At 33.2% G+C, this 22,494-nt stretch carries 20 protein-coding genes; 12 read left to right on the plus strand and 8 right to left on the minus strand.

Annotation, left to right across the window (positions count from 1 at the left end; translation table 11 throughout):
• Positions 1–412: 412 nt before the first annotated feature.
• A complete protein-coding gene (locus OO775_RS09490; protein ID WP_264846845.1) occupies positions 413–664 on the minus strand; it encodes a hypothetical protein in 252 nt (83 codons plus the stop codon).
• On the opposite strand from OO775_RS09490, the gene OO775_RS09495 reads away from it, so the two are divergent.
• Positions 654–839, plus strand: a complete 186-nt coding sequence (locus tag OO775_RS09495; RefSeq protein WP_264846846.1) for a hypothetical protein — start codon at positions 654–656, stop codon at positions 837–839. The genes OO775_RS09490 and OO775_RS09495 overlap by 11 nt on opposite strands.
• Positions 840–1,601: 762 nt before the next feature.
• Here the strand turns inward: OO775_RS09495 and OO775_RS09500 are convergent.
• Both OO775_RS09500 and OO775_RS09505 read right to left on the minus strand, forming a co-directional pair.
• Complete coding sequence (locus OO775_RS09500) at positions 1,602–2,852, minus strand: aspartate kinase (protein ID WP_264846847.1); 1,251 nt, start codon at positions 2,850–2,852, stop codon at positions 1,602–1,604.
• 654 nt (positions 2,853–3,506) lie between these two features.
• Complete coding sequence (locus OO775_RS09505) at positions 3,507–5,183, minus strand: formate--tetrahydrofolate ligase (RefSeq protein ID WP_264846848.1); 1,677 nt, start codon at positions 5,181–5,183, stop codon at positions 3,507–3,509.
• Between the two features lie 182 nt (positions 5,184–5,365).
• On the opposite strand from OO775_RS09505, the gene OO775_RS09510 reads away from it, so the two are divergent.
• From OO775_RS09510 to OO775_RS09525, 4 genes are read left to right on the plus strand one after another with little or no spacing between them, the layout of a single operon-like run.
• On the plus strand, positions 5,366–6,286 hold the full coding sequence (locus OO775_RS09510; RefSeq protein WP_264846881.1) for a dimethylarginine dimethylaminohydrolase family protein: 921 nt from the start codon (positions 5,366–5,368) through the stop codon (positions 6,284–6,286).
• Positions 6,287–6,325: 39 nt separating this feature from the next.
• Positions 6,326–7,264 (plus strand): citrulline utilization hydrolase CtlX, encoded by a 939-nt coding sequence (gene ctlX, locus OO775_RS09515; RefSeq protein WP_264846849.1) that lies wholly within the window; start codon positions 6,326–6,328, stop codon positions 7,262–7,264.
• 45 nt (positions 7,265–7,309) lie between these two features.
• Positions 7,310–8,794 carry a GFO_1087 family putative carboxy terminal peptidase gene (locus OO775_RS09520; protein WP_264846850.1) on the plus strand — a complete coding sequence of 495 codons (1,485 nt, stop codon included), beginning with the start codon at positions 7,310–7,312 and terminating at the stop codon, positions 8,792–8,794.
• Between the two features lie 5 nt (positions 8,795–8,799).
• Positions 8,800–9,642, plus strand: coding sequence for a 1,4-dihydroxy-2-naphthoyl-CoA synthase (locus OO775_RS09525; RefSeq protein WP_264846851.1), 843 nt, complete (start codon positions 8,800–8,802; stop codon positions 9,640–9,642).
• A gap of 78 nt (positions 9,643–9,720) precedes the next feature.
• On the opposite strand, the gene OO775_RS09530 is transcribed toward OO775_RS09525, so the two are convergent.
• From OO775_RS09530 to OO775_RS09545, 4 genes are all read right to left on the minus strand, one after another.
• Positions 9,721–10,773 carry an NAD(P)/FAD-dependent oxidoreductase gene (locus tag OO775_RS09530; protein WP_264846852.1) on the minus strand — a complete coding sequence of 351 codons (1,053 nt, stop codon included), beginning with the start codon at positions 10,771–10,773 and terminating at the stop codon, positions 9,721–9,723.
• Between the two features lie 580 nt (positions 10,774–11,353).
• Complete coding sequence (locus OO775_RS09535) at positions 11,354–12,106, minus strand: DUF6261 family protein (RefSeq protein WP_264846853.1); 753 nt, start codon at positions 12,104–12,106, stop codon at positions 11,354–11,356.
• A gap of 554 nt (positions 12,107–12,660) precedes the next feature.
• On the minus strand, positions 12,661–12,897 hold the full coding sequence (locus OO775_RS09540) for a NifU family protein (protein WP_264846854.1): 237 nt from the start codon (positions 12,895–12,897) through the stop codon (positions 12,661–12,663).
• Between the two features lie 126 nt (positions 12,898–13,023).
• Positions 13,024–14,157, minus strand: coding sequence for an Mrp/NBP35 family ATP-binding protein (locus OO775_RS09545; RefSeq protein ID WP_264846855.1), 1,134 nt, complete (start codon positions 14,155–14,157; stop codon positions 13,024–13,026).
• Between the two features lie 155 nt (positions 14,158–14,312).
• Here OO775_RS09545 and pyrH point away from each other — a divergent pair, with 155 nt between their 5' ends.
• From pyrH to recJ, 7 genes are all read left to right on the plus strand, one after another.
• On the plus strand, positions 14,313–15,020 hold the full coding sequence (pyrH, locus tag OO775_RS09550) for a UMP kinase (protein WP_264846856.1): 708 nt from the start codon (positions 14,313–14,315) through the stop codon (positions 15,018–15,020).
• Positions 15,021–15,024: 4 nt separating this feature from the next.
• Positions 15,025–15,393, plus strand: coding sequence for a hypothetical protein (locus OO775_RS09555; protein WP_264846857.1), 369 nt, complete (start codon positions 15,025–15,027; stop codon positions 15,391–15,393).
• A 64-nt stretch (positions 15,394–15,457) separates the two neighbouring features.
• Positions 15,458–16,012 carry a ribosome recycling factor gene (gene frr, locus OO775_RS09560; protein ID WP_264846858.1) on the plus strand — a complete coding sequence of 185 codons (555 nt, stop codon included), beginning with the start codon at positions 15,458–15,460 and terminating at the stop codon, positions 16,010–16,012.
• 131 nt (positions 16,013–16,143) lie between these two features.
• Positions 16,144–18,531: an efflux RND transporter permease subunit gene (locus OO775_RS09565; RefSeq protein ID WP_264846859.1), complete on the plus strand. Its 2,388-nt coding sequence runs from the start codon at positions 16,144–16,146 to the stop codon at positions 18,529–18,531.
• A 13-nt stretch (positions 18,532–18,544) separates the two neighbouring features.
• Positions 18,545–19,219 (plus strand): uroporphyrinogen-III synthase, encoded by a 675-nt coding sequence (locus tag OO775_RS09570; RefSeq protein ID WP_264846860.1) that lies wholly within the window; start codon positions 18,545–18,547, stop codon positions 19,217–19,219.
• Positions 19,206–20,237 carry a uroporphyrinogen decarboxylase gene (gene hemE, locus OO775_RS09575; protein ID WP_264846861.1) on the plus strand — a complete coding sequence of 344 codons (1,032 nt, stop codon included), beginning with the start codon at positions 19,206–19,208 and terminating at the stop codon, positions 20,235–20,237. Before OO775_RS09570 ends, hemE begins: the two co-directional genes overlap by 14 nt.
• 25 nt (positions 20,238–20,262) lie before the next feature.
• Complete coding sequence (gene recJ, locus OO775_RS09580) at positions 20,263–21,996, plus strand: single-stranded-DNA-specific exonuclease RecJ (protein WP_264846862.1); 1,734 nt, start codon at positions 20,263–20,265, stop codon at positions 21,994–21,996.
• Positions 21,997–22,039: 43 nt separating this feature from the next.
• Here the strand turns inward: recJ and OO775_RS09585 are convergent.
• Positions 22,040–22,494: leucine-rich repeat domain-containing protein (locus OO775_RS09585; protein ID WP_264846863.1), on the minus strand; the 455-nt coding region annotated here is incomplete at its 5' end.

Below are 22,494 nucleotides of genomic sequence, written 5' to 3' on the forward strand. Positions count from 1 at the left end.
ACTTTTTTGGTTTTTAATGGTGGTGTGATAGAGTTTTTCAGCAATTATGTCCTTCTTGTTCTTTCAAATATGAAAGTAATTTTGCTTCAAAACAATAACCACTACTTGACCCTGTGCTGGATGTCCAATGAAAGACAATACGTCTAACATCTTTGGAATGTACGATATCTGTAACCTAATCGTTATAATTGGCTAAAAAACCAAAATTCTCCTGCAATTCCTGTTTGTTCTGTATCTATTTATAATTAATTTTTCAGTATAATGCCAATTTTTTATTTTACTTACTATCGGACTTGTCGAAACGAAAAATTTTTTTGAGGGGAAAATAAACTTAATCTTATCAAATTCATCTTTAATAATGATTGTATTTCCGCTTATATCTAATTTTTCTGTGGTTGTAAAAGTCAATTCGTCAAACTATGTAGTTTTTTTCAAAATAATATTCTAAATTAAAATGCTCCGTAGGTTGCCAAATGTCGTGTTTTCTTTTAATTCTGCCTGCTTTTCCGCTTACTTCGGTGAATTCTTCATAAGAATATTTCGTTTTTTTCTCAATATAATTTCTTTCGTCTAAAAAATCATTTACATTGTAATGACAGATGAAACGATTTTTGATAGCTTTGTAAAGGCAATGCACACCAAATGAAGTAGCGATGAAATACATTATTTCGTATCACCTGATGTATGATAATTTGGCAAAGGATTGGTATTTCAGAGGATTGAATTTGTTTGTTCGCAGTGCAAAGAAATTGCATTATAAATTATTTGAAACGATATTGCTGTTTATGAAATTGGTTTGGACTTGTAAAGAAGGGAATCTTACTGCACAGAAAAATTAGATTAAGAAGTTATTAGCTGATGTACGGAAAAAATATGGCACAATATGAGTTTTGGAAGCAAGAGCGATGAGTTATTTACTTTATTTTTACAAAAAAACTAACAATGAAGTTAAGTTTAAGGCGTTAAAAGATGAATGTTTTGTATTGTTAGTTAAGCATAAAGATATTATTTTTGAACTTGATAATTATAATATTTTTGTGTTTATATTATCAGATTATTTCAATGTATGGCAAATGTATGAGATTGGTACTTAGTTATAAGAAAAATATTCATTGTATTTTGCAAATAAAGTACTTTTGAGAAGTGGGTATAATAACGCTACAACGATTGTTATAGTGATTACTTTATTCCTTAACAGCGAACATTTGGATGCTAAAAAACTATACGAAACGGCAAGTGTTCAAAATCTTAATTTTGACTTCAAGAAATATTTTTCGATTCAATATTAGTTATTTACATTATATTTTTGCAATAAAAAAGTATCTGTGAAAAGATAAAAAATAAAAAAAGAAATATTAAAACTGATTGATGAAACAGGTTTGGTATATTTTAAAAAAATGATACCTATTTTTGAAAACTTTGGAAGATAAAATAGATAAAAATAATACTTGTTATTTTTGAATGCCATAAAAAATAAATAAATGCTATAAAAAATAAAGTTTAATTTTTGATAGTTATAATTATCAAAAATTAAACCTTATGAATTTATAATTTCTTTTTGTATAAGTTATCAATTATTTTATTAGTTAGTTAGAAAAATATTATTTAGTAACTAATTGAACAGTATCTTGGAGTACTTGTTTTAATAGTATTTCTTTATCTTTTTCTATATATGAAATAGAACGTGGTGTGGCGTGTCTGATGGTGTAAAGATTTACATGTTCAATACATTCCACACGGAATTTTTCTTTTAGACTTTCTAATAATTTACTTAAATTTTTGTATTTGTTATCGACACAGAGGCTAAAACTAATTGCTGAATTCTGTATGATACTCATCTTGGTTTGGTATTTTGATAAAAGTTTGAATATGTAACTTATATTTTCTTCTTCTATAAATGAAAAATCAAGAGAGGATAAGGAAATAAGATGTTGATTTTGTTTCAAAATAAAACAAGGTACTTTGGGTTCGAGCGAATTTACATCACACACGGCGCTTCCTTTTTCATTTGGAGTAATAAATGAACGAACATATAGCGGAATTTTTTTCTCTTGCAAAGGTTGCAATGTTTTGGGGTGGATAACTGATGCTCCATAGAAAGCAAGCTCAATGGCTTCTTGATAAGGTATTTTAGTAAGAAGTTCCGTATTATCAAAGTATCGAGGGTCAGCATTGAGAACACCTGAAACATCTTTCCAAATGGTTACGCTTTCTGCATTAAGACAATAAGCTAATATAGCAGCGGAGTAGTCAGAGCCTTCCCGACCCAGAGTTGTTGTAAAAAAGTTCGCATCACTTCCTAAAAAACCCTGTGTAATATTCAAAAGTGATTGATTGATAGAATGTTTTATATTTTCGCTTGTTTCTTCCCAAAGAATATTAGCATCACGATAATTACTATCTGTTTTTATCAGATTTCGAATATCAAGCCATGTATTTTTAATTCCTATATCATTTAAATAATGACTTATTATAGTCGTTGAAATAAGTTCTCCAAAGCAGACAACTTGATCATAAACAAAGCTATGTTTTGGTGATTTGTTTCTTTCTAAAAAAGAACTTAGTTCAGAAAATAACTCGTCAATCTTCCAATAGATAGTGTGTTTTTCATTACTAAAGAGTTCTTTGATGATTTTATAATGAAATTCTTTTATCTTACTAATTGTGTCGATTAGTAAAGTATTTTCTTCAAAATAAACTCGAACTACTTCTTCTAAAGCGTTGGTTGTTTTTCCCATAGCAGAAATAACAGTAAGTTTATTGTTATATCCTTCTGATTTCAGTATATTGGCGATATTCTTAACGCCATTAGCATCTTTTACAGAAGCACCTCCAAATTTGTATATATGCATATAAACTATATTTTGTTCTATAAGGTTAATTAAAAATAAATTTATTTTTTATTATTTATTATAAATGAAATAAGTAAATGAGATGTAAATAGATTTATAAATAAGATGATATGTTTTAATTGTTTTTTTAACTATAATAATTAGGTGTATATAAAAGTATTTTTTGTTTTTTTAAACTCAAAATATAATTATTTTTATTAGATAAAATGTTGTTTTTTATTTATTATAAATAGAAAATATTAAAAATAGTTTCATTTTTCTTTTCTTCCGAATGGTGGAGATTAGAAATGGTTTCATTTTTCTTTTCTTCCGAATGGTGGAGATTAGAAATGGTTTCATTTTTCTTTTCTTCCGAATGACGGAGATTAGAAATAGTTTCATTTTTCTTTTCTTCCGAATGGCGTAGATTAGAAATGATTTCATTTTCCTTTTCTTCCGAATGGCGTAGATTAGAAATGATTTCATTTTTCTTTTCTTCCGAATAGCGTAGATTAGAAATGATTTCATTTTTCTTTTCTTCCGAATGACAGAGTTTAAAAGTGGTTTTATTTCTTATTTTATAAAGTATCGGAAGTTAAAAATAATAAAATTTCTAACTTCCGATAGTATGTAATGGTTAAGAGGTAATTTTTTTATAACTAACACTTGGGTTGGTTAAGAAAGTCCTGTAATGATTCCATTGTCATCGATATCCATTCCTTCAGCTGCTGGAACACTTGGAAGTCCAGGCATTCGCATTGTATCGCCTAGAATTGGTATTACAAATCCTGCTCCTGATGCAAATTCAAATTCACGAATAGTTATTTCAAAATTTGTAGGACGAGCAAGTTTTTTGTCATCATCACTTAATGATTTTGGAGTTTTTACCATACAAACGGGCATTGAGCTAAATCCTAATTCGTTAATGTTTTTAAGTTGAGATTTTGCTTTGCTTGTATAATTAACGCCGCTTGCTCCATAAATTTCAGTTGCTATTTTTGCAATTTTATCTTCAATAGAGATAGAGTGGTCATAAAGTGGAGTGAATTTACTTTCATTACTTTCTACAATAGAAACGACTTCCTGAGCGAGTTCTTTTGTGCCATTGCTTCCTTCTGCAAATCCTTTTGAAACGATGGCTTTAACTCCTTTTTGCTGACAGATTTCTTGAATATAACGAATTTCTTCTTCGCTATCATTTGGAAAGAAGTTAATAGCTACGACAGCTTTCAGTCCAAATTTTTGAACATTTTCGATATGTTTTTCAAGGTTTTCAATTCCTTTTTTAACTTTTTCAAGGTCGGGCGTATTATAAGCGTCTTTTTTGGCTCTTCCGTGATGGCGAAGTGCTCTAACCGTTGCGACGATGACTACTGCGCGAGGTGCAATTCCTGCCGATACACATTTGATATTTAAAAATTTCTCTGCACCCAAATCCGCACCAAATCCAGCCTCAGTAACGGTGTATTCCGATAATGACATTCCCATTTTGGTAGCTAAAACGGAGTTCGTGCCTTGTGCGATACTTGCAAAAGGACCTCCGTGCAATATCGCCGGATTATTCTCCAAGGTTTGAACCAAATTAGGTTTTATCGCATCTTTAAGCAAAAGAGCCATTGCACCAACTACATTTAGGTCGCGAGCAAAGACTGGTATGCCATCGTATTTCTTTCCGATGTAGATGTTTCCAATTCGGCGTTTAAGGTCAGAAAAGTTTTCTGACAGACATAAGATGGCCATAATTTCGGAAGCAGGCGTGATGTTGAATCCGTCCTCACGAGGAACGCCGTTAGTACTTCCTCCCAAGCCAATAACAATCTGGCGTAGCGCTCTATCATTCATGTCCATAACTCGTTTCCATACGATAGTTCTGGGATCAATTCCGATAGAATGCGTTTTGCTTTGTAGGTTATTGTCAATAACTGCTGATAGCAGATTATTCGCTTTTTCGATGGCTGAAAAATCACCAGTGAAGTGAAGGTTAATGTCTTCCATAGGTACTACTTGCGAATATCCGCCACCGGCAGCGCCACCTTTTATTCCAAAAACAGGACCTAAGGAAGGTTCTCTCAGTACCGCAATAGCTTGCTTCCCGATTTTGTTAAGTCCCTCGGTCAGCCCGATGCTTACCGTAGTTTTACCTTCACCAGCTGGGGTAGGAGTGATAGCAGTTACTAAGACAAGTTTGTTCTTTTTTACTTTGTTTTCATCAATCAAGTTAAGGGGTAATTTGGCTTTGAATTTTCCGTAAAATTCCAAATCCTCTTCGTTGATGTTCAATTTTTTAGCAACTTCTTTGATGTGTTGCATCTTTGCATTTTGTGCAATTTCTAAATCAGTAGGGAAACTCATAAATAAAATTTTTAGTAAGAGCAAATACATTTACATTTTTTAGAAAGTATCTGCCATTGGTTAAAAACGTTTCAAAGGTACTCTTTTTTTTATTCAAAATGAAATTTTTAAAAAGTTTTTTTTCAAATAAAAGTTTGTTATTAGAAATAAAATAGTATCTTTGCATGAAAACGAAAAGAAAAATGTTACAACTTCATATTCAGAACGAAACAAGTCGATTGAAAGCGGTTGTCTTGGGAACGGCACAAAGTAATGGACCTACTCCCACTATTGAAGAGGCTTACGACCCAAAGTCGTTGGAGCATATTAAGGCAGGAACGTATCCGCTGGAAAAAGATATGATTGTAGAAATGGAAGCATTTAACAAAGTGCTTGAAAAACACAATGTTACAGTGTATCGCCCTGAACTTATTGAAAATTATAACCAAATTTTTTCGCGGGATATTGGCTTTGTTATTGAAGATATTTTCATCAAAGCGAATATTTTGCCAGACAGAGAGCGGGAACTTGATGCTATTCAGTATGTTATCAACCAGATTGACCCTGCCAAAGTGGTACGTCCGCCCGAAGAAGTGCATATAGAAGGAGGCGATGTGATGCCGTGGAACGATCATATTTTCATCGGTACATACAAAGGAAGCGATTACAAAAGCTACATCACCGCTCGTACCAATATGCAAGGAGTGGCGTTTATCAAGGAACTTTTTCCGAACAAAATCGTAAAAGAATTTGATTTGGTCAAATCCAAAATTGAACCCAGAGACAATGCCTTACACTTGGATTGTTGTTTCCAGCCGGTAGGCAAAAACAAAGGAATTATTTACAAAAGCGGTTTTCGTGAAGAAGCCGATTATATGTATTTGGTAAAGCTCTTCGGCAAAGAGAATTTGTTCCATATCACACGCGAGGAGATGTATTATATGTATAGCAATGTATTTTCGATTGCCCCCGATGTGGTGGTTTCGGAGCAGAAATTCACTCGATTAAATAATTGGCTGAAAGACAATGGATTCACAGTGGAAGAAATTCCATATTACGAAATTTCAAAACAAGAAGGCTTGTTGCGTTGTTCGACTCTGCCTTTGATTCGAGAGAAAAATTAGTAGAAATATTCCCTGAAATTCTTAATTTAAAAAAAAGAAATGAAGAATCATAAACAAATAACCAATACAATACTGATGATTCGCCCAGTTCGTTTTCGTATGAACGAAGAAACGGCAGTCAATAATTATTTTCAGGAGGAACTCGACCTTAAAAACGAGGAAATCAATAAAAAAGCACAACACGAATTCGATGTTTTTGTAGAAAAATTACAAAAAATAGGCGTGAATGTGGTCGTTGTAGATGATATTTACGAACAAAATACACCTGATTCCGTATTTCCGAATAATTGGATAAGTTTTCACCAAAGCGGAAACATTGCTCTTTACCCGATGTTCGCTGAAAATCGTCGTAGAGAACGCCGCGAAGATGTGTTAGAACTTTTGGAAGAAAAAGGTTTTGTAATTGAAAACGTGTACGATTACACCGATGCCGAGCAAGAGGCGTTGTTTTTGGAAGGGACGGGTTCGATGATTTTGGACAGAGCCAATGAAGTGGCGTATTGTGCATTATCGCCTCGTGCCGATGAGGAATTGTTCATTGAATTTTGTGAAGATTTTGAATATACTCCCGTAATATTTAAGGCATACCAAACGGTGGAAGACAAGCGAGTGCCTATTTATCATACCAACGTGATGATGGCTTTGGCGGAAACTTTTGCGGTTATTTGTTTGGATACGATTGACGACAAGTCAGAGCGAAAAGCTGTAACCGAAACTTTGAAGCGAACAGGAAAAGAAATTATTTCGATAACCGAAGAGCAAATGCACCATTTTGCGGGGAATATGTTACAAGTGCAAGGCAAGGACGGAGCTTATTTGGTGATGAGCGAGGCTGCTTACAAATCGTTGACTGAAAAACAAATAAAAGATATAGAAAAACATTGTAACATTCTGTATTCCAACTTAGAAACTATTGAAACTTGTGGCGGAGGAAGTGCAAGATGTATGATGGCAGAAGTGTTTTTGCCTGAAGAATAAAAAAAAGGTAAACTTCAATGAAATACCAATATAAATAACATACAAATGAAAAAGATTTACTATTTTTTTAGCATATTAACGCTATTGGGTAGTTGTACCAATGATATTGATGATGCAATAACCCCATATAGTACCTTAGCAGGTAATAATTCGGTTGATTACCAAATAAAAGATTTCATTTGGAAGGGACTCAATACCTATTATCTATGGCAAGAAGATGTTCCAGACTTAGCTGATAATCGGTTTGGATCATTGCTGAAAACCAATGTAGGAAATGAACAATATGTGAAGTATTTGAATGAATTTCATACTCCTGAACTTCTTTTCTATATGTTAAGACATCAAGATGACCCGTTTAGTTTTATAATAAGTGATTATAGAAAACTTGAAAATCTCTTACAAGGTGTTAGTCTTACAACCGGAATGGATATGGGCTTTACAACTTATAATGAAGGTAAAAATTGGCTCGGATATGTGAAATATGTTTTGCCTAACTCCGATGCGTCAAAACAAGGGGTTAAACGAGGAGATGTTTTCATTGGTGTTGATGGTCAAATACTTACAAGAGATAATTATCAGCGATTATTGTTTTCTGATAAACCTTCTTTGATTTTCGAGTTTGCTCAATTGAACCCTGACAATACACTTTCACCGGGAAAAACTCTTACCATAGCTCAATCTCAGTTGCAAAAAAACCCGATATACTTACATAAAATACATCAGGTGGGTAATAAAAAGATAGGATACCTGATGTATAATTCATTTGTAGGTGGGCAATATGATTTGGAACTGAATAATATCTTTGCTGGGTTTAAATCGGAAGGGATAACAGATATGGTATTAGATTTGCGCTACAACTCAGGCGGAAGTGTGCAGTCGGCAATCTATCTGGCGAGTATGCTTTTGGGAGGACATACTAATGATATCTTTGTAAAGCAACGTTCTAATAAGAAGCTCGAACCGATTTTCAAAGATTATAAAGCGAATTTTGTTGATAAAATTTCGCAAGAAAATCAAAATGGAAGTATTACCAATATCCCCATTCATTCGTTGAATTTGCCTAAAATATATATTATTACCTCTACTCAGACAGCTTCTGCAAGCGAACTAATTATCAATGGCTTACGTCCGTTTATTGATGTAGTTCTTATTGGTGAGGTTACCCAGGGAAAGAATACTGCTTCAACTACAATTAAAGATTTTATTGACAAAAATAAAACACTTAACCCTAATCATAATTATGCGATGCAACCCATTATCCTTATCTCTGAAAATGCTAACGGATTTGGCGATTATCGAAATGGATTTGCCCCTAATTATTTATTAAAAGAGGAAATTGAGAATCTGGGTGTGCTTGGCGAAGAGTCAGACCCTTTGTTTTGTAAAGCAATCGACCTTATTACAGGTAGATTGACGACTTCTAAAATGCAAAAAAAGGCAAAACAAACGTATATTATTACAGACCAATTGCAAAATCATTCGCCCGAAGCAAATATGATGTACATTGATAATAAATTTTTAGAAAAATAAAATAAATGGAGCAAAAAATTCAATGGCAAACAGCCAAACAATATCAAGATATTACTTACAAGAAATGCGATGGGGTTGCCCGCATCGCATTTAATCGTCCTGAGGTACGCAATGCATTTCGACCACAAACAACTTCTGAACTTATTGATGCTTTGCGCGATGCTCACGAAGATATTACCATTGGTTGTGTATTACTTTCTGCCGAAGGACCTTCACCCAAAGATGGCGTGTGGTCTTTTTGTAGTGGGGGAGACCAAAACGCCCGTGGTCATCAAGGTTACGTAGGTGAAGATGGATACCATAGGCTCAATATCTTAGAAGCACAGCGTTTGATACGTTTTATGCCCAAAGCTGTGATTGCCGTTGTGCCTGGTTGGGCTGTGGGGGGCGGACATAGTCTTCATGTGGTGTGCGACCTTACCCTGGCAAGCAAAGAACATGCCATTTTTAAGCAAACCGATGCTGATGTAACTAGTTTTGATGCCGGATATGGTTCAGCATATTTGGCTAAGATGGTTGGGCAGAAGAAAGCACGTGAAATATTCTTCCTTGGGCGTAATTACTCAGCACAACAGGCTTATGAAATGGGTATGGTCAATGCAGTGATTCCTCACAAGGATTTAGAAAATACAGCCTTTCAATGGGCAAAAGAAATTATGGCTAAATCACCTACATCGATAAAAATGTTGAAGTTTGCTATGAATCTTACTGATGACGGATTGGTAGGTCAGCAGGTATTTGCCGGTGAAGCAACTCGATTAGCCTATATGACAGATGAAGCCAAAGAGGGCAGAGATGCTTTCTTACAAAAAAGAAAGCCAAATTTTGATAAAAAATGGATACCTTAATAAAAAAGAAAGCTGTCAGAGAATAATCTGACAGCTTTTTCTTTTGATATATATCGGTTTTAAGCTATTTATTTTATATTAGCTAATAGATTTTACCACAGCTTTTTCAGCTTCTTTACGACTACCATCAAATCCGTCCACGCCAGCGACTGTAGTATATTTTAGAACATATTTTCGGTTCGGATTTAGCCGATTGTAAATACTTTGGCACATAAGAGTTGCCTCGTGGAAGCCACAGAGTATTAGTTTGAGCTTGCCAGGATACGTATTGACGTCTCCAATGGCGTATATACCTGGAATATTGGTCTGATAATCTAATGCATTATTTACTTTTATAGCATTTTTTTCAATTTCAAGCCCCCATGTAGCAATTGAACCCAATTTGGGAACTAATCCAAATAGTGGGATAAAAAAATCTGTAGATAGGGTTTGTTTTTTTCCTTCTTGTTCTAAAATAACAGCTTCTACTTTTCCATTTCCAGTTATTCCAATTACTTCGGCAGGAGTTATAAGATTGATTTTGCCTTCGTTTTTTAGTTTTTGAACTTTTTCAACCGAATCTAACGCTCCACGGAATTCGTTACGGCGATGTACCAATGTAACTGACTTGGCTACATTGGCAAGGAAGATACTCCAATCCAATGCTGAGTCTCCGCCTCCTGCAATAACAATATTTTTGTTCTTGAATTGCTCTGGATTTTTTATAAAATACTCAACTCCCTTCTCTTCATACTCTGATATATTTTCAATTTCAGGTTTTCGAGGTTCAAAAGTACCTAATCCACCTGCAATAGCTACAGCTTTACCTTTTATTTGTGTTCCCTTATTGGTAGTAACTACAAATGTATTCTCGTCGAGTTTATCAATTTTCTCAGCAGTTTCAGATAGTGTAAATTCTGGCTGAAATTGTTTAATTTGTTCCATTAAATTATCCACAAGTTCGCCAGCACCAACACTAGGATACCCAGGTATATCAAAAATAGGCTTTTTTGGGTAGAGTTCAGCCAATTGTCCACCCACTTGTGGGAGCGCATCAATCAGATGGCATTTGAGTTTGAGCAATCCAGCTTCAAATACGGCAAATAAGCCCGTAGGACCTGCTCCAATGATGATAATATCAGTTTCTTTCATTATATGTGTTTATTTATAAAGATAATCTTATTTCTAATAACTTATATTGTATTCTTTTTTTTATCAATAAATACAATTTATCTATCAATAAGTATCTTTTTTAGGATAAATTTATTCAAAAATCTTCTACAAGAATTCAAAAAATAGATTTTATAATCTTATTTACTTCCAATTAGCTTTCTTTGTAGGGTAAAATAGTTCATTTATCAATAATTAGAAATCAAATAAAAAGATATATCGATTTTATTATCATATACCTAAATATTTTTGTACTTAAATTATATAATTTCTATACTAAAAGATTTATGAGTATAAATAAAATAAATATTTTTTCACAAAAAAGAAAAATATAAAAGGATAATAATTTATAACTGACCTAAAATAGAATGTATTTTTGGCTATACAATAAGTTATTACCTATAGTATAATTTATTTTTAATGAAAATAAAAACTTTAAAATGCGATATAGAATCTATATGACTTATTTATATAGTTAGACTATAAAATAAAGATTAGTTTTTAGGTGTCGAGACTTTTATTTTGTATCAATACCTAACAACTAATCTTTATTAACTATTATTTACTCTGTTTTGTCTTCTTTCTTACTTTCTTTTTTCTTAATACGGCGAGCAAGTATTGTATCTGCAAAGTATTTGCGAGAGTTGTTGATAATTACTAATGTATCTTTGTAGAAATCATCTTGACGCACATCGGCTATAGCCATAATATAGGTTGCTATTTTTCGGTAATTATCAAGTAGTTCCTTTTTGAGGCTTTTTGTGTCATAATTTTGACGTTGTGAAGTCTCAAAAGAGCGCTTAGCAAATAATTGCTCAAAATGTGTATTAGATGCAGCCAAACGAGTTACAAATTTCCCAATTGCGAGTTCTTTTACATCACTTTTGTATGTGTCGCTCTGCAAACGCTCTACCAAATTGGTTATACGCTTGGTCTGCACCTCATAATTGTTCCCCATAACATCTTTATACTCTGAAATAAGCAAATTAAGTTTTGTAAATGACTCTTTTTCAGAATTTTCTTTCGTTTTTTGATATGCGTTTAGGGCATTTCGTAAAGCTTTGAAGGCATCATCGCGCTCAGTATCAGCTTTTGTAATTTTAGAAGACTCTTCGCTGGAACGTATTTGGTCTAAACTAGCGTTAAACACAGGTAGTTGAACCTTTAATGAGTCTAATAAATTTTTAAAATCGACATCGGTATCTTCAGACAATCCGCTTTTAGAAAAATCATCTAAAAAACGAGTAATAAATTGGGCTACTTCTGCATTGGAAAGTCTATTTAGTTCCAATGCTACTAACTTTGAATTTTTCATAATAAAGAATAGTTATCATTTTTTTGTAAAATGTATTTTATTTAAATTGATTAGAATTCAATTTCAGGTTAATAAATAGTATTTTAAGTAAATTTGAATTCAATTTTCACCTAATAAATAATATTTTAAGTAAACTTGAATTCAATTTCAGGTTAATGAATATTATTTTGAATAAACTTGAATTCAATTTCAGGTTAATGAATATTGTTTTGAATAAACTTGAATTCAATTTTGGGTTAATGAATGTTGTTTTAAATAAATTTAAATTCAATTTTTACCTAATAAATAATATTTTAAATAAACTTGAATTCAATTTTTACCTAATAAATAATATTTTAAGTAAACTTGAATTCAATTTCAGGTTAATGAATATTATTTTGAATAAACTTGAGTTCAATTTTCATCTAATAAATAATATTTTAAATAAACTTGAATTCAATTTTGGGTTAATGAATATTGTTTTAAATAAATTTGAATACAATATTTACCTAATAAATATTACTTTAAATAAACTTGAATTCAATTTTTAGCTAATAAAGAAAATAAGTCAAAAATTATTCAATACTTATTACTTTTTCTACTTCGGGAGCATGTTTTTTGATAGTCATTTCTACTCCGCTTTTTAGTGTCATCTGATTGATAGAACAACTTACACATGTTCCTTCTAATCGTATATTGACTACTTTTCCATTTTCTTCTATACTAACTAAGCTAATGTCTCCTCCATCACTTTGTAAGAACGGACGGATTTCATCTAAGGCATTGAGTACTCTTTTTTCTACACTTTCCATTTTATAATCTTGTATTTGTTATCTATTCGATTTGTTTGTATTTTTCTTTACTAAGTTCAGATTTCAGGTGGCAATTTACTAAAAAAAATTGAAATAAAAAAGACCTCTGAAATAATTTAACATTTTCTAATTTTCCTTTTTAGGACTACATCCTGCCATTGTTGTAATTTTGATAGCCTCAGTAGGAGGTAAGTATTGATTTCGAGTAACTACTTCTGAAACAACATGGCGCGCTACTTGTTCAAAAGCTTTTGCAATTGGACTATTCTCTTGCAAAGCAGCAGGTCTTCCTACATCACCAGCCTCGCGAATACTCTGTACCAAAGGTATTTCGCCTAAGAAAGGGACGTCTGTATCTTGCGAAAGGTTCTTTGCACCTTCTTTACCGAAAATATAGTATCTATTATTGGGTAATTCTTCTGGGGTGAAGTATGCCATATTCTCAATCAACCCCAATACAGGTACATTGATGGTTTCTTGACGAAACATCGCAATCCCTTTGCGAGCATCGGCCAAAGCTACATGCTGAGGCGTGCTTACTACAACGGCTCCGGTGATAGGAAGAGCCTGCATTATGCTCAAATGAATATCACCGGTGCCAGGCGGAAGATCAAGCAACAAGAAATCAAGTTCGCCCCAGTCTGCGTCGAATATCATTTGGTTCAAAGCTTTTGCAGCCATTGGGCCCCGCCAAATAACTGCCTGATCTGGTTTTGTAAAGAACCCGATAGATAGAATTTTTACCCCATAGCTTTCCACAGGGCGCATTTTTGACTGCCCATCTACCTGAACCGAAATTGGTTTTTCGTTTTCTATATCGAACATTATAGGCATCGAAGGTCCATAGATGTCGGCATCAAGCAATCCTACCCTGAATCCCATTTTCTGCAAGGCAATTGCTAAGTTAGCCGTTATCGTTGATTTTCCAACGCCCCCTTTTCCAGAGGCAACAGCCACGATATTACGTATGCCAGCAATAGGTTTGCCTTTAATTTCGGGTTTTTCAGGTACAACAACCTTCACATTGACCTTCACTTTGGCTTTTTCATATACTTCACCATGGATAGCTCGCATTATTTCGACTTCGATTTTCTTTTTAGCTTGCAGACTTGGATTTTCAATCACAACATCAACCACAACTTCATCACCAAATATCACAATGTTCTGAATCACACCTGCATCAACCAAGTTACCTCCCTCACCAGGGGAAGTAATTTTTTTTAAGGCTTCTAAAACTTGTATTTTTTCTATTTTTACCATTTATATATAATTTTGCCGACAAAGATACAAGTTTTTTTAAAGAATAAAAATACAGAGCAGTATTTTCTAAGCTAAATAGAAATATTTTTCTTTTTAAAGTAATGGAAAATGCTAAAAAAATTATATTTTTGCACAAATTTTAAATCATAATTCCGATGAAATATAAAAGAATTCTGTTGAAACTTAGTGGAGAAGCGCTAATGGGAAGCCGTCAACATGGTATCGACCCTGCCCGACTTAAAGAATATGCAACTGAAATAAAACAAGTAACGGACAAAGGCATTCAAGTTGCAATTGTCATCGGTGGAGGCAATATATTCCGAGGAGTTGCAGGAGCTAGCAATGGAATGGATAGAGTACAAGGCGACTATATGGGGATGTTGGCCACTATGATAAATTCGTTGGCTCTACAAAGTGCTTTGGAGGAAGAAGGAATACATACACGCTTGCAATCTGCCATAACGATGGAAGCCATTGCCGAACCTTTTATCCGAAGACGTGCCGTTCGCCATTTAGAAAAAGGACGGGTTGTAATCTTCGGAGCGGGAACAGGAAATCCATATTTTACAACCGATTCGGCTGCCGTACTTCGAGCTATTGAAATTACTGCCGATGTTATACTTAAAGGTACTCGAGTAGATGGTATTTATACCGCTGACCCAGAAAAAGACGCTTCGGCAAGTAAGTTTGACCATATTACCTTTGATGAAGTAATGGAAAAAGGACTCAAAGTAATGGATATGACCGCTTTTACACTTAGTCAAGAGAACAAATTGCCTATCATTGTTTTCGATATGAATAAAAAAGGAAACCTTTTCAGGGTAGTTTCAGGTGAAAATGTAGGAACAATAGTTACAAATTAAGTCAATGAATAGCTTTTTGCAGAAAACTTTCGCAGGAATAACTCGCACATTTTATTGGAGGCAATTCTTGTTCGGATTGCTGTTTTATATCCCGCTGATGTACCAATATCTAAAACTTTTAAAGGCAGAAGACACATACACTTCTGTTTTTATGATACTGATTTTAAGTACGATGCAATTTTTGTTTCCGTATGCAAGGTTTGTATACCATAGCATAACTGATTTTCTTTTAGGAGGAAATGTGTTGATAGTTAATGTATTTATTATGCTAATTTATAAATTCATAATGGGAGCTATTTGTTGGGCATTCTCTCCGATTCTTGCACTTTTCGGATTGATTTATTTGTATTTTTATCATTCAAGAAAAGAATAAAATTTATATCTTTGCAAAAAGTTTTAGAAGTTGTTCAAAATAAAAATAAATTAAGTTTTAAGATATGAATGAAGAAATTGATATTATTTTAGAAAGTACCCAAGAAGCCATGCAGGGTGCTTTGACTCATTTGGATAAAGCTTTGGCGAATATTCGTGCTGGTAAAGCAAGTCCGCAGATGTTAGGAAGTGTTTTTGTAGATTACTATGGCTCGCAAACTCCACTGAGTCAAGTGGCAAATATAGGAACGCCCGATTCACGAACGATAACCATTCAGCCGTGGGAGAAAAAAATGATAGCCATTATAGAAAAAGCTATTCTGGTAGCCAATTTAGGATTTAATCCGATGAATAATGGTGATGCTATCATTATCAACGTGCCACCACTTACCGAAGAACGCCGTAAAGAATTGGTAAAACAAGCAAAAGGAGAATGCGAAGATGCAAAAATAAGCATACGTAATGCTCGCCAAGAAGCCAATAAAGAAATCAAAAAAACAGAAACTTCAGAAGACGTTAAAAAAGGAGCAGAAGAAAGTGTACAGCAACTCACCGATAAATACATCAAAAAAGTAGATGAAGTATTTGCAATTAAAGAAGCTGAAATTTTGAAAGTTTAAGAAATTAAGTAAAATTTTTTTGTTAGACCAAACAACAAGGAAAAATAGTGCTTTTCTCTTGTTGTTTGGTTTTTGTCTGTATTTTGTGTTAAATATTTATTTTGTACTTTTGCTATCGAAAAAATCAGGTAATGGTAAAACAATTAAAAACGCAATTTTGGGGAGCAGTAGCGCGGTTCATTTTGCGAAATCGTATATTCATTTTGGTCGTTTTGGGAATAATTACCATCTTTTTGGCGATGCAGTGGAAACACTTACGAATGACCTATACGGAAGCAAATATGCTTCCAGAAGAACATCCAATACATATTGGATATCAAAAGTTTATAGAAATATTTGGAGAGGGAGGAAATCTTATAGTTATTGGAGCAGATACGGATAAGATTTTCACTCAAAAGCAGTTTGATAAATGGAATCGTCTGGCAGAGGAAATTCAGAAATTTTCTCAAATAGAAGGTGTTCTTTCAACTAATACAATGAAAGAATTAGTAAAAGATACACGTACTGAATCTTTTAAATTAGAACCCTTTTTTACCAAAGAACACCTTTCTGATGAAGAATTGAAGCCGTTGAAAGAAAAATTGTTCCAAAGAACACCTTTCTATGAAGGACTTTTGTATAATAAAGAAAAAAATACGTTACGAATGGCTATTTCTATGAAAAAAGATATTGTAAATACAGCAATTCGTAAAGATTTCATTTTGAATAACTTGCAACCCCTTTTACAGAAGTATGAAACAGAGATGGGAGTTCGGTTACATACTTCGGGAATGCCTTACATTCGCACATTAAGTACTGAGATTATTACGGGAGAGATAGGTTTATTTATAATTGGAGCATTAGCCATTACTTGTTTGATATTTTTCTTATTCTTCCGTTCATTTCGAGCGATGTTTATCTCAATGAGTGTTGTAATAATAGGAGTAATGTGGGCTTTTGGTTTTTTAGGATTGTTTCGTTATGAAATTACAATTCTTACGTCAGTTATTCCTCCACTTATTATTGTAATAGGGTTGCCTAATTGTGTCTTTCTGATAAACAGATATCAACAAGAAATCAATAGACATCGATACAAAGCAATGGCTCTTCAAAGGGTAATTGCCAAAGTTGGTAATGTTACTTTGCTGACCAATCTGACTACAGCAATAGGTTTTGCAACTTTTATTTTGACTGAAAGTAAAATTTTGCAAGAATTTGGGTTGATAGCTTCTATCAATATAATTTGTTTGTTTGTTATTTCACTATGTGTTATACCTATTGTGTATAGTTATATGCCAATACCTAAAGATAGACATTTACATCATTTGAATCGCAAATGGCTTGATAAAGCGCTTTCTAAGTTAGAGATTATTGTCAAAAAACATCGATTTGCAACCTATGTAACGGCTGTTGGTTTGTTGATTTTCAGTATAATAGGAATTTATCGAATACAAATATCGGGAAGTTTGATTGAAGATATGCCAAAATCAACTACTTTTTTTGATGATATTCTTTATTTTGAAAATCGTTTTGGAGGTATTATGCCTTTGGAAATCACCATTGATACTCAACGCAAAAATGGTGTTATGAGACCTGCAACACTCCAAAAAATGGATCAGCTACAAACTTTTCTAGAAGATATTCCTGAAATATCTCAACCTATATCAATTGTACGACTTGTTAAATATGTAAAACAAGCATATTATAATGGTAATGTCGAATATTTTGAACTGCCTTCTTCACAAGAGCGGAATTTTATTTTTTCGTATGTAAGAAATTCGCACGGAGAAACCAATATGCTCAAAAGTTTGGTTGATAGTACAGGACAAATAGCTCGTATTACCGTGTTTATGAAAGATATTGGTACGGAAAAAATGCATAAAATAGAAGATGATATTTACCGAAAAATTGAAAAAATATTTCCTTCTGACCAATACAAAGTACAACTTACAGGCAAAGCCTATATGTTTACCAAGGGAACAGATTATTTGGTAGGCAATTTGTTACAATCGCTTTTGTTAACTATTTTGATTATTGCTTGTATTATGGTGTATATGTTTCGCTCTTTTCGTATGGTTCTTATATCGCTTGTACCCAATATGTTACCCCTTATAACTACTGCTGGAATGATGGGATATTTAGGAATTCCTCTTAAACCATCAACTATTTTGGTTTTTGGAATTGCTTTTGGAATTTCGATTGATGATACCATTCATTTTTTAGCAAAATATCGACAAGAATTAGTACATCATAATTGGAAAATAAAAAAATCTGTTTATGCAGCTTTGCACGAAACAGGTATAAGTATGTTTTATACATCGGTGGTACTGTTCTTTGGTTTTTCAATTTTTACATTATCAAGTTTTGGAGGAACCAAAGCACTTGGAGGACTTATTTCTATTACTTTGTTATTTGCAATGATGACTAATCTTATTCTGCTTCCATCTTTGCTGTTGTCTTTAGAGCGGAGTATAGCCAATAAGAAAACGATGAAAGAGCCTGCGATTGATATTTTGGTAGAAGAAGATGAACAGAAATAATTTTGTAGGCTAAATGAAAATTATCTCAACTAAAAAACTTACATATTCAGAGCGAGAACAATTGATGTTGCAAGGTATATCTCTTATTGAACACAATTTTATTTCGATAGAATTAGTTGATTTTTCGGTGGATACACTTGCAGATTATTTAATTTTCACAAGTCAGAATGCCGTACGAAGTGTTTTGAAAAATTCGCAAATTGAAAAAATAAAACAAAAAAAAGTACTTTGTGTTGGTGAAAAAACAAAGCAAATGCTTATCGAGCAAGGTTGGCAAGTAATTGAAAATGCACCTTATGCTCAAATGTTGGGAACTATTATTTTTCAGAAATACTCGGAAAAATCATTTACATTTTTTTGTGGAAATTTAAGAAGCGATACTCTTTTGGATTTGTGTAGAAATGTAGGGATAAATTGTACAGAAATTATTGTATATCATACCCAATATACACCTTTATTTATCCAAGAAAAAACGGAAGGAATTCTGTTTTTTAGTCCATCAGCAATACATAGTTTTTTATTAAAAAATACAATTTCAAACGAAAAACTTTTTTGTATAGGCGAGACCACTGCCCAAGCATTGCAAGTATATGGAAAGAATTGCATTATTGCTAATAAACCAACCATCGATAGTGTCATAGAGTCAGTAATTCAATATTTTAATGAAAATAAAAATGTTAGAAAATAATCTTTTTTTGAGAGCCTTAGAAGGCAAAGATGTAGAGCGACCTCCTGTATGGATGATGCGACAAGCAGGGCGATATTTGCCTGAGTTTAGGGCATTGAGAGACAAGTATGATTTTTTTACTCGCTGTCGAGTACCCGAATTGGCTTCTGAAATAACAATACAACCTGTTGATATTGTGGGCGTTGATGCTGCAATTCTTTTTTCAGATATTTTGGTAGTTCCTCAGGCTATGAACATAGAGGTAGAAATGAAAGAAAATGTTGGACCTTGGTTACCTAATCCTATTCGAACTGCACAAGATGTTGATAATGTAATAGTTTCTGATGTAAAAGAAACTCTTGGTTATGTATTTGAAGCCGTTAAAATGACTAAGGAAAAATTGAATAATCGAGTGCCTCTTATTGGTTTTGCAGGCTCACCTTGGACAATCCTCTGTTATGCTGTTGAAGGCAAAGGGTCAAAAAGTTTTGACACTGCCAAGTCTTTTTGTTTTGTACATCCTGATTTGGCACATCAATTACTTCAAAAAATAACGGATACAACCATTGCATATTTATGCGAAAAAGTAAAAGCAGGGGTTGATGCAGTTCAGATATTCGATAGTTGGGGAGGAATGCTATCTCCATCTGATTATCAGGAATTTTCATGGCAATATATCAATCAAATTATTGAAGCACTTGCCCCGATAACCAAGGTTATTGTTTTTGCCAAAGGTTGTTGGTTTGCTTTGCCCGAGATGTCAAAAAGTAAAGCTTCAGCTCTTGGTGTTGATTGGACTTGCTCTCCAACAATAGCTCGAAAACTAACAGGAGGTAATATTACATTGCAGGGAAATTTTGACCCAGCACGATTGCTTTCTCCTATTTCTGAAATTCGTAAAATGGTCAAACAAATGATTCAAGATTTTGGTAAAAACAAATATATAGCCAATCTCGGACACGGAATATTGCCTAATATTCCAGTTGAAAATGCACGTGCTTTTGTTGATGCTGTAAAATCTTTTTCAAAAGAAGACTAATCGCAAAGAGGATAAAAATAAAATAATGAAATATCGTTGGGAATATAAATCTTCACCAGAGAAACATTCGGTAGAAAAACTTGCACAAAGTCTTTTCAAAAAATTAGATTCGACACGAATGAAAATCGCATCATTGCTCGTACAGCGTGGGATTACTACATTCGAGCAAGCTAAAACTTTTTTTCGCCCTTCACTAGAAGATTTGCACAATCCTTTTTTGATGAAAGATATGCAAAAGGCAATTAAGCGTATTTTACAAGCGATTCAAAATCAAGAAAAAATACTTATTTATGGTGATTACGATGTTGATGGAACAACCTCAGTTGCTTTGCTATATTCTTTTATATCAACAATTTACGATAAAGTAACTACTTATATTCCTGATAGATATACAGAAGGTTATGGTGTATCGTTTCAAGGGATTGATTATGCTTTTGACAATGATATTTCATTGATTATTACCCTTGATTGTGGTATCAAAGACAATGAAAAAGTGCTTTATGCTCACAAAAAAGGAATAGATTTTATTATTTGTGATCATCATAATCCAAGTGAAGAACTTCCCAAAGCAGTGGCTATTCTTAATCCGAAACAGAAAAATTGTATGTATCCGTATAAAGAATTGTGTGGTTGTGGAGTCGGATTTAAGTTAGTGCAAGCTTTGGTTGTTGTTTTAGAGCTTCCAAGCGAAATGCCTTTTGAGTATTTGGATTTGGTAGCTGTAGCTATTGCTGCTGATATTGTTCCAATTACGGGGGAAAATCGTATCCTTACTTATTTTGGATTACAAAAAATAAACAAAAATCCATCAACACCAATAGATATTTTTGTACAAAATCTTAAAAAATCACTAACAGTTACCGACTTAGTTTTTGTTATTGCTCCTCGTATTAACGCCGCTGGACGGATGAAGCACGGAATGCTTGCTGTACAACTTCTAATAGAAAAAAATCATGAAAAAGCAAAAATATTAGCTTCTGAATTAGAAAATTTTAATGCACAACGCAAACAATTTGATGAGCAAATAACCTATGAAGCTTTACAGCAAATCATTGAAAATCAAGAAGAAAAGCGTTTTACAACAGTAGTTTTCAATCCTACCTGGCACAAAGGAGTAATAGGAATCGTTGCCTCACGTCTTACCGAAACATATTATCGTCCAACGCTTGTTTTTACACAAAGTGGAAAAGTGTTGGCTGCTTCGGCAAGGTCTGTGAGTGGTTTCGATATTTATAAGGCTTTGGAACAATGTAGTGAATTACTAATACAATTTGGAGGACATAAATATGCTGCGGGACTTACTCTTTTACCTGAAAATTATTTACTTTTCAAAGAAAAATTTGAAAAAATAGTTTCACAATCAATAGATTCAAAATTTCTAATACCTAAAATAGAAATTGATACTGAACTTTCTTTAAAAGAAATATCTTCATCATTTTATAGTGTAATTAAACAATTTGCACCTTTTGGACCTTTGAATATGACGCCTATATTCTTGGTCAGAGGTGTTATCAATAAAGCAAGTCGGCAAATAGGAACGGATACCTCACATTTACGTTTGGTAATAACTGATGCTAATGGTTCTATAACCTGGGAAGGAATAGGTTTTGGTTTAGGAAATAAATTGCCACTTGTACAGAGTGGCATGCCACTAGATATTGTATATAGTCTTGATGAAAATACTTGGAATGGCGCTACGTTTGTTCAATTGCGTGTACGAGATATAAAACTTACTGAAACACAAAAAACTATCCGTTAAGATAGTTTTTTCTTTCTTTATTACAAGATAGTTGCAAAATGTTTTAATTGCAAGAGGTATCAAAATTAGCCGTATTATCTTTTAACCAATTATTTTTATAGTTTTTGATAGAACCTAATTGAGCATTACTTACCCGAATACAGGTAAGGGAAGGATTATTTTGAGCATTAAATTTTGCATATCCTCCTATAAAATTAGTACAAGCTGCTACATCTAATTTGGTTAATTGATTATTACTTAAATTAAGGTCATTCAATACAATATTGACAAAAGTAACTTCTTTTATGGCATTGTCAGATGCATTGAGCATTTCTAGTGCTGTAAATTTTTGAATTCCATCAAGATCTGTTAAATTTTTAGAAGAAACATTTAAAGTAGTTATAGTATCAACCTCGTTGTTATCAATAGCTCCATTGTTATTTTTGTCGTAACCTGCACTTATCAGATATTTCTCAAATGAGCTTGTTGCAGGACTTGGATTGTTAGGATTAGGGTTGT

Source organism: Capnocytophaga catalasegens (assembly GCF_026005215.1).
Classification (GTDB): domain Bacteria; phylum Bacteroidota; class Bacteroidia; order Flavobacteriales; family Flavobacteriaceae; genus Capnocytophaga; species Capnocytophaga catalasegens.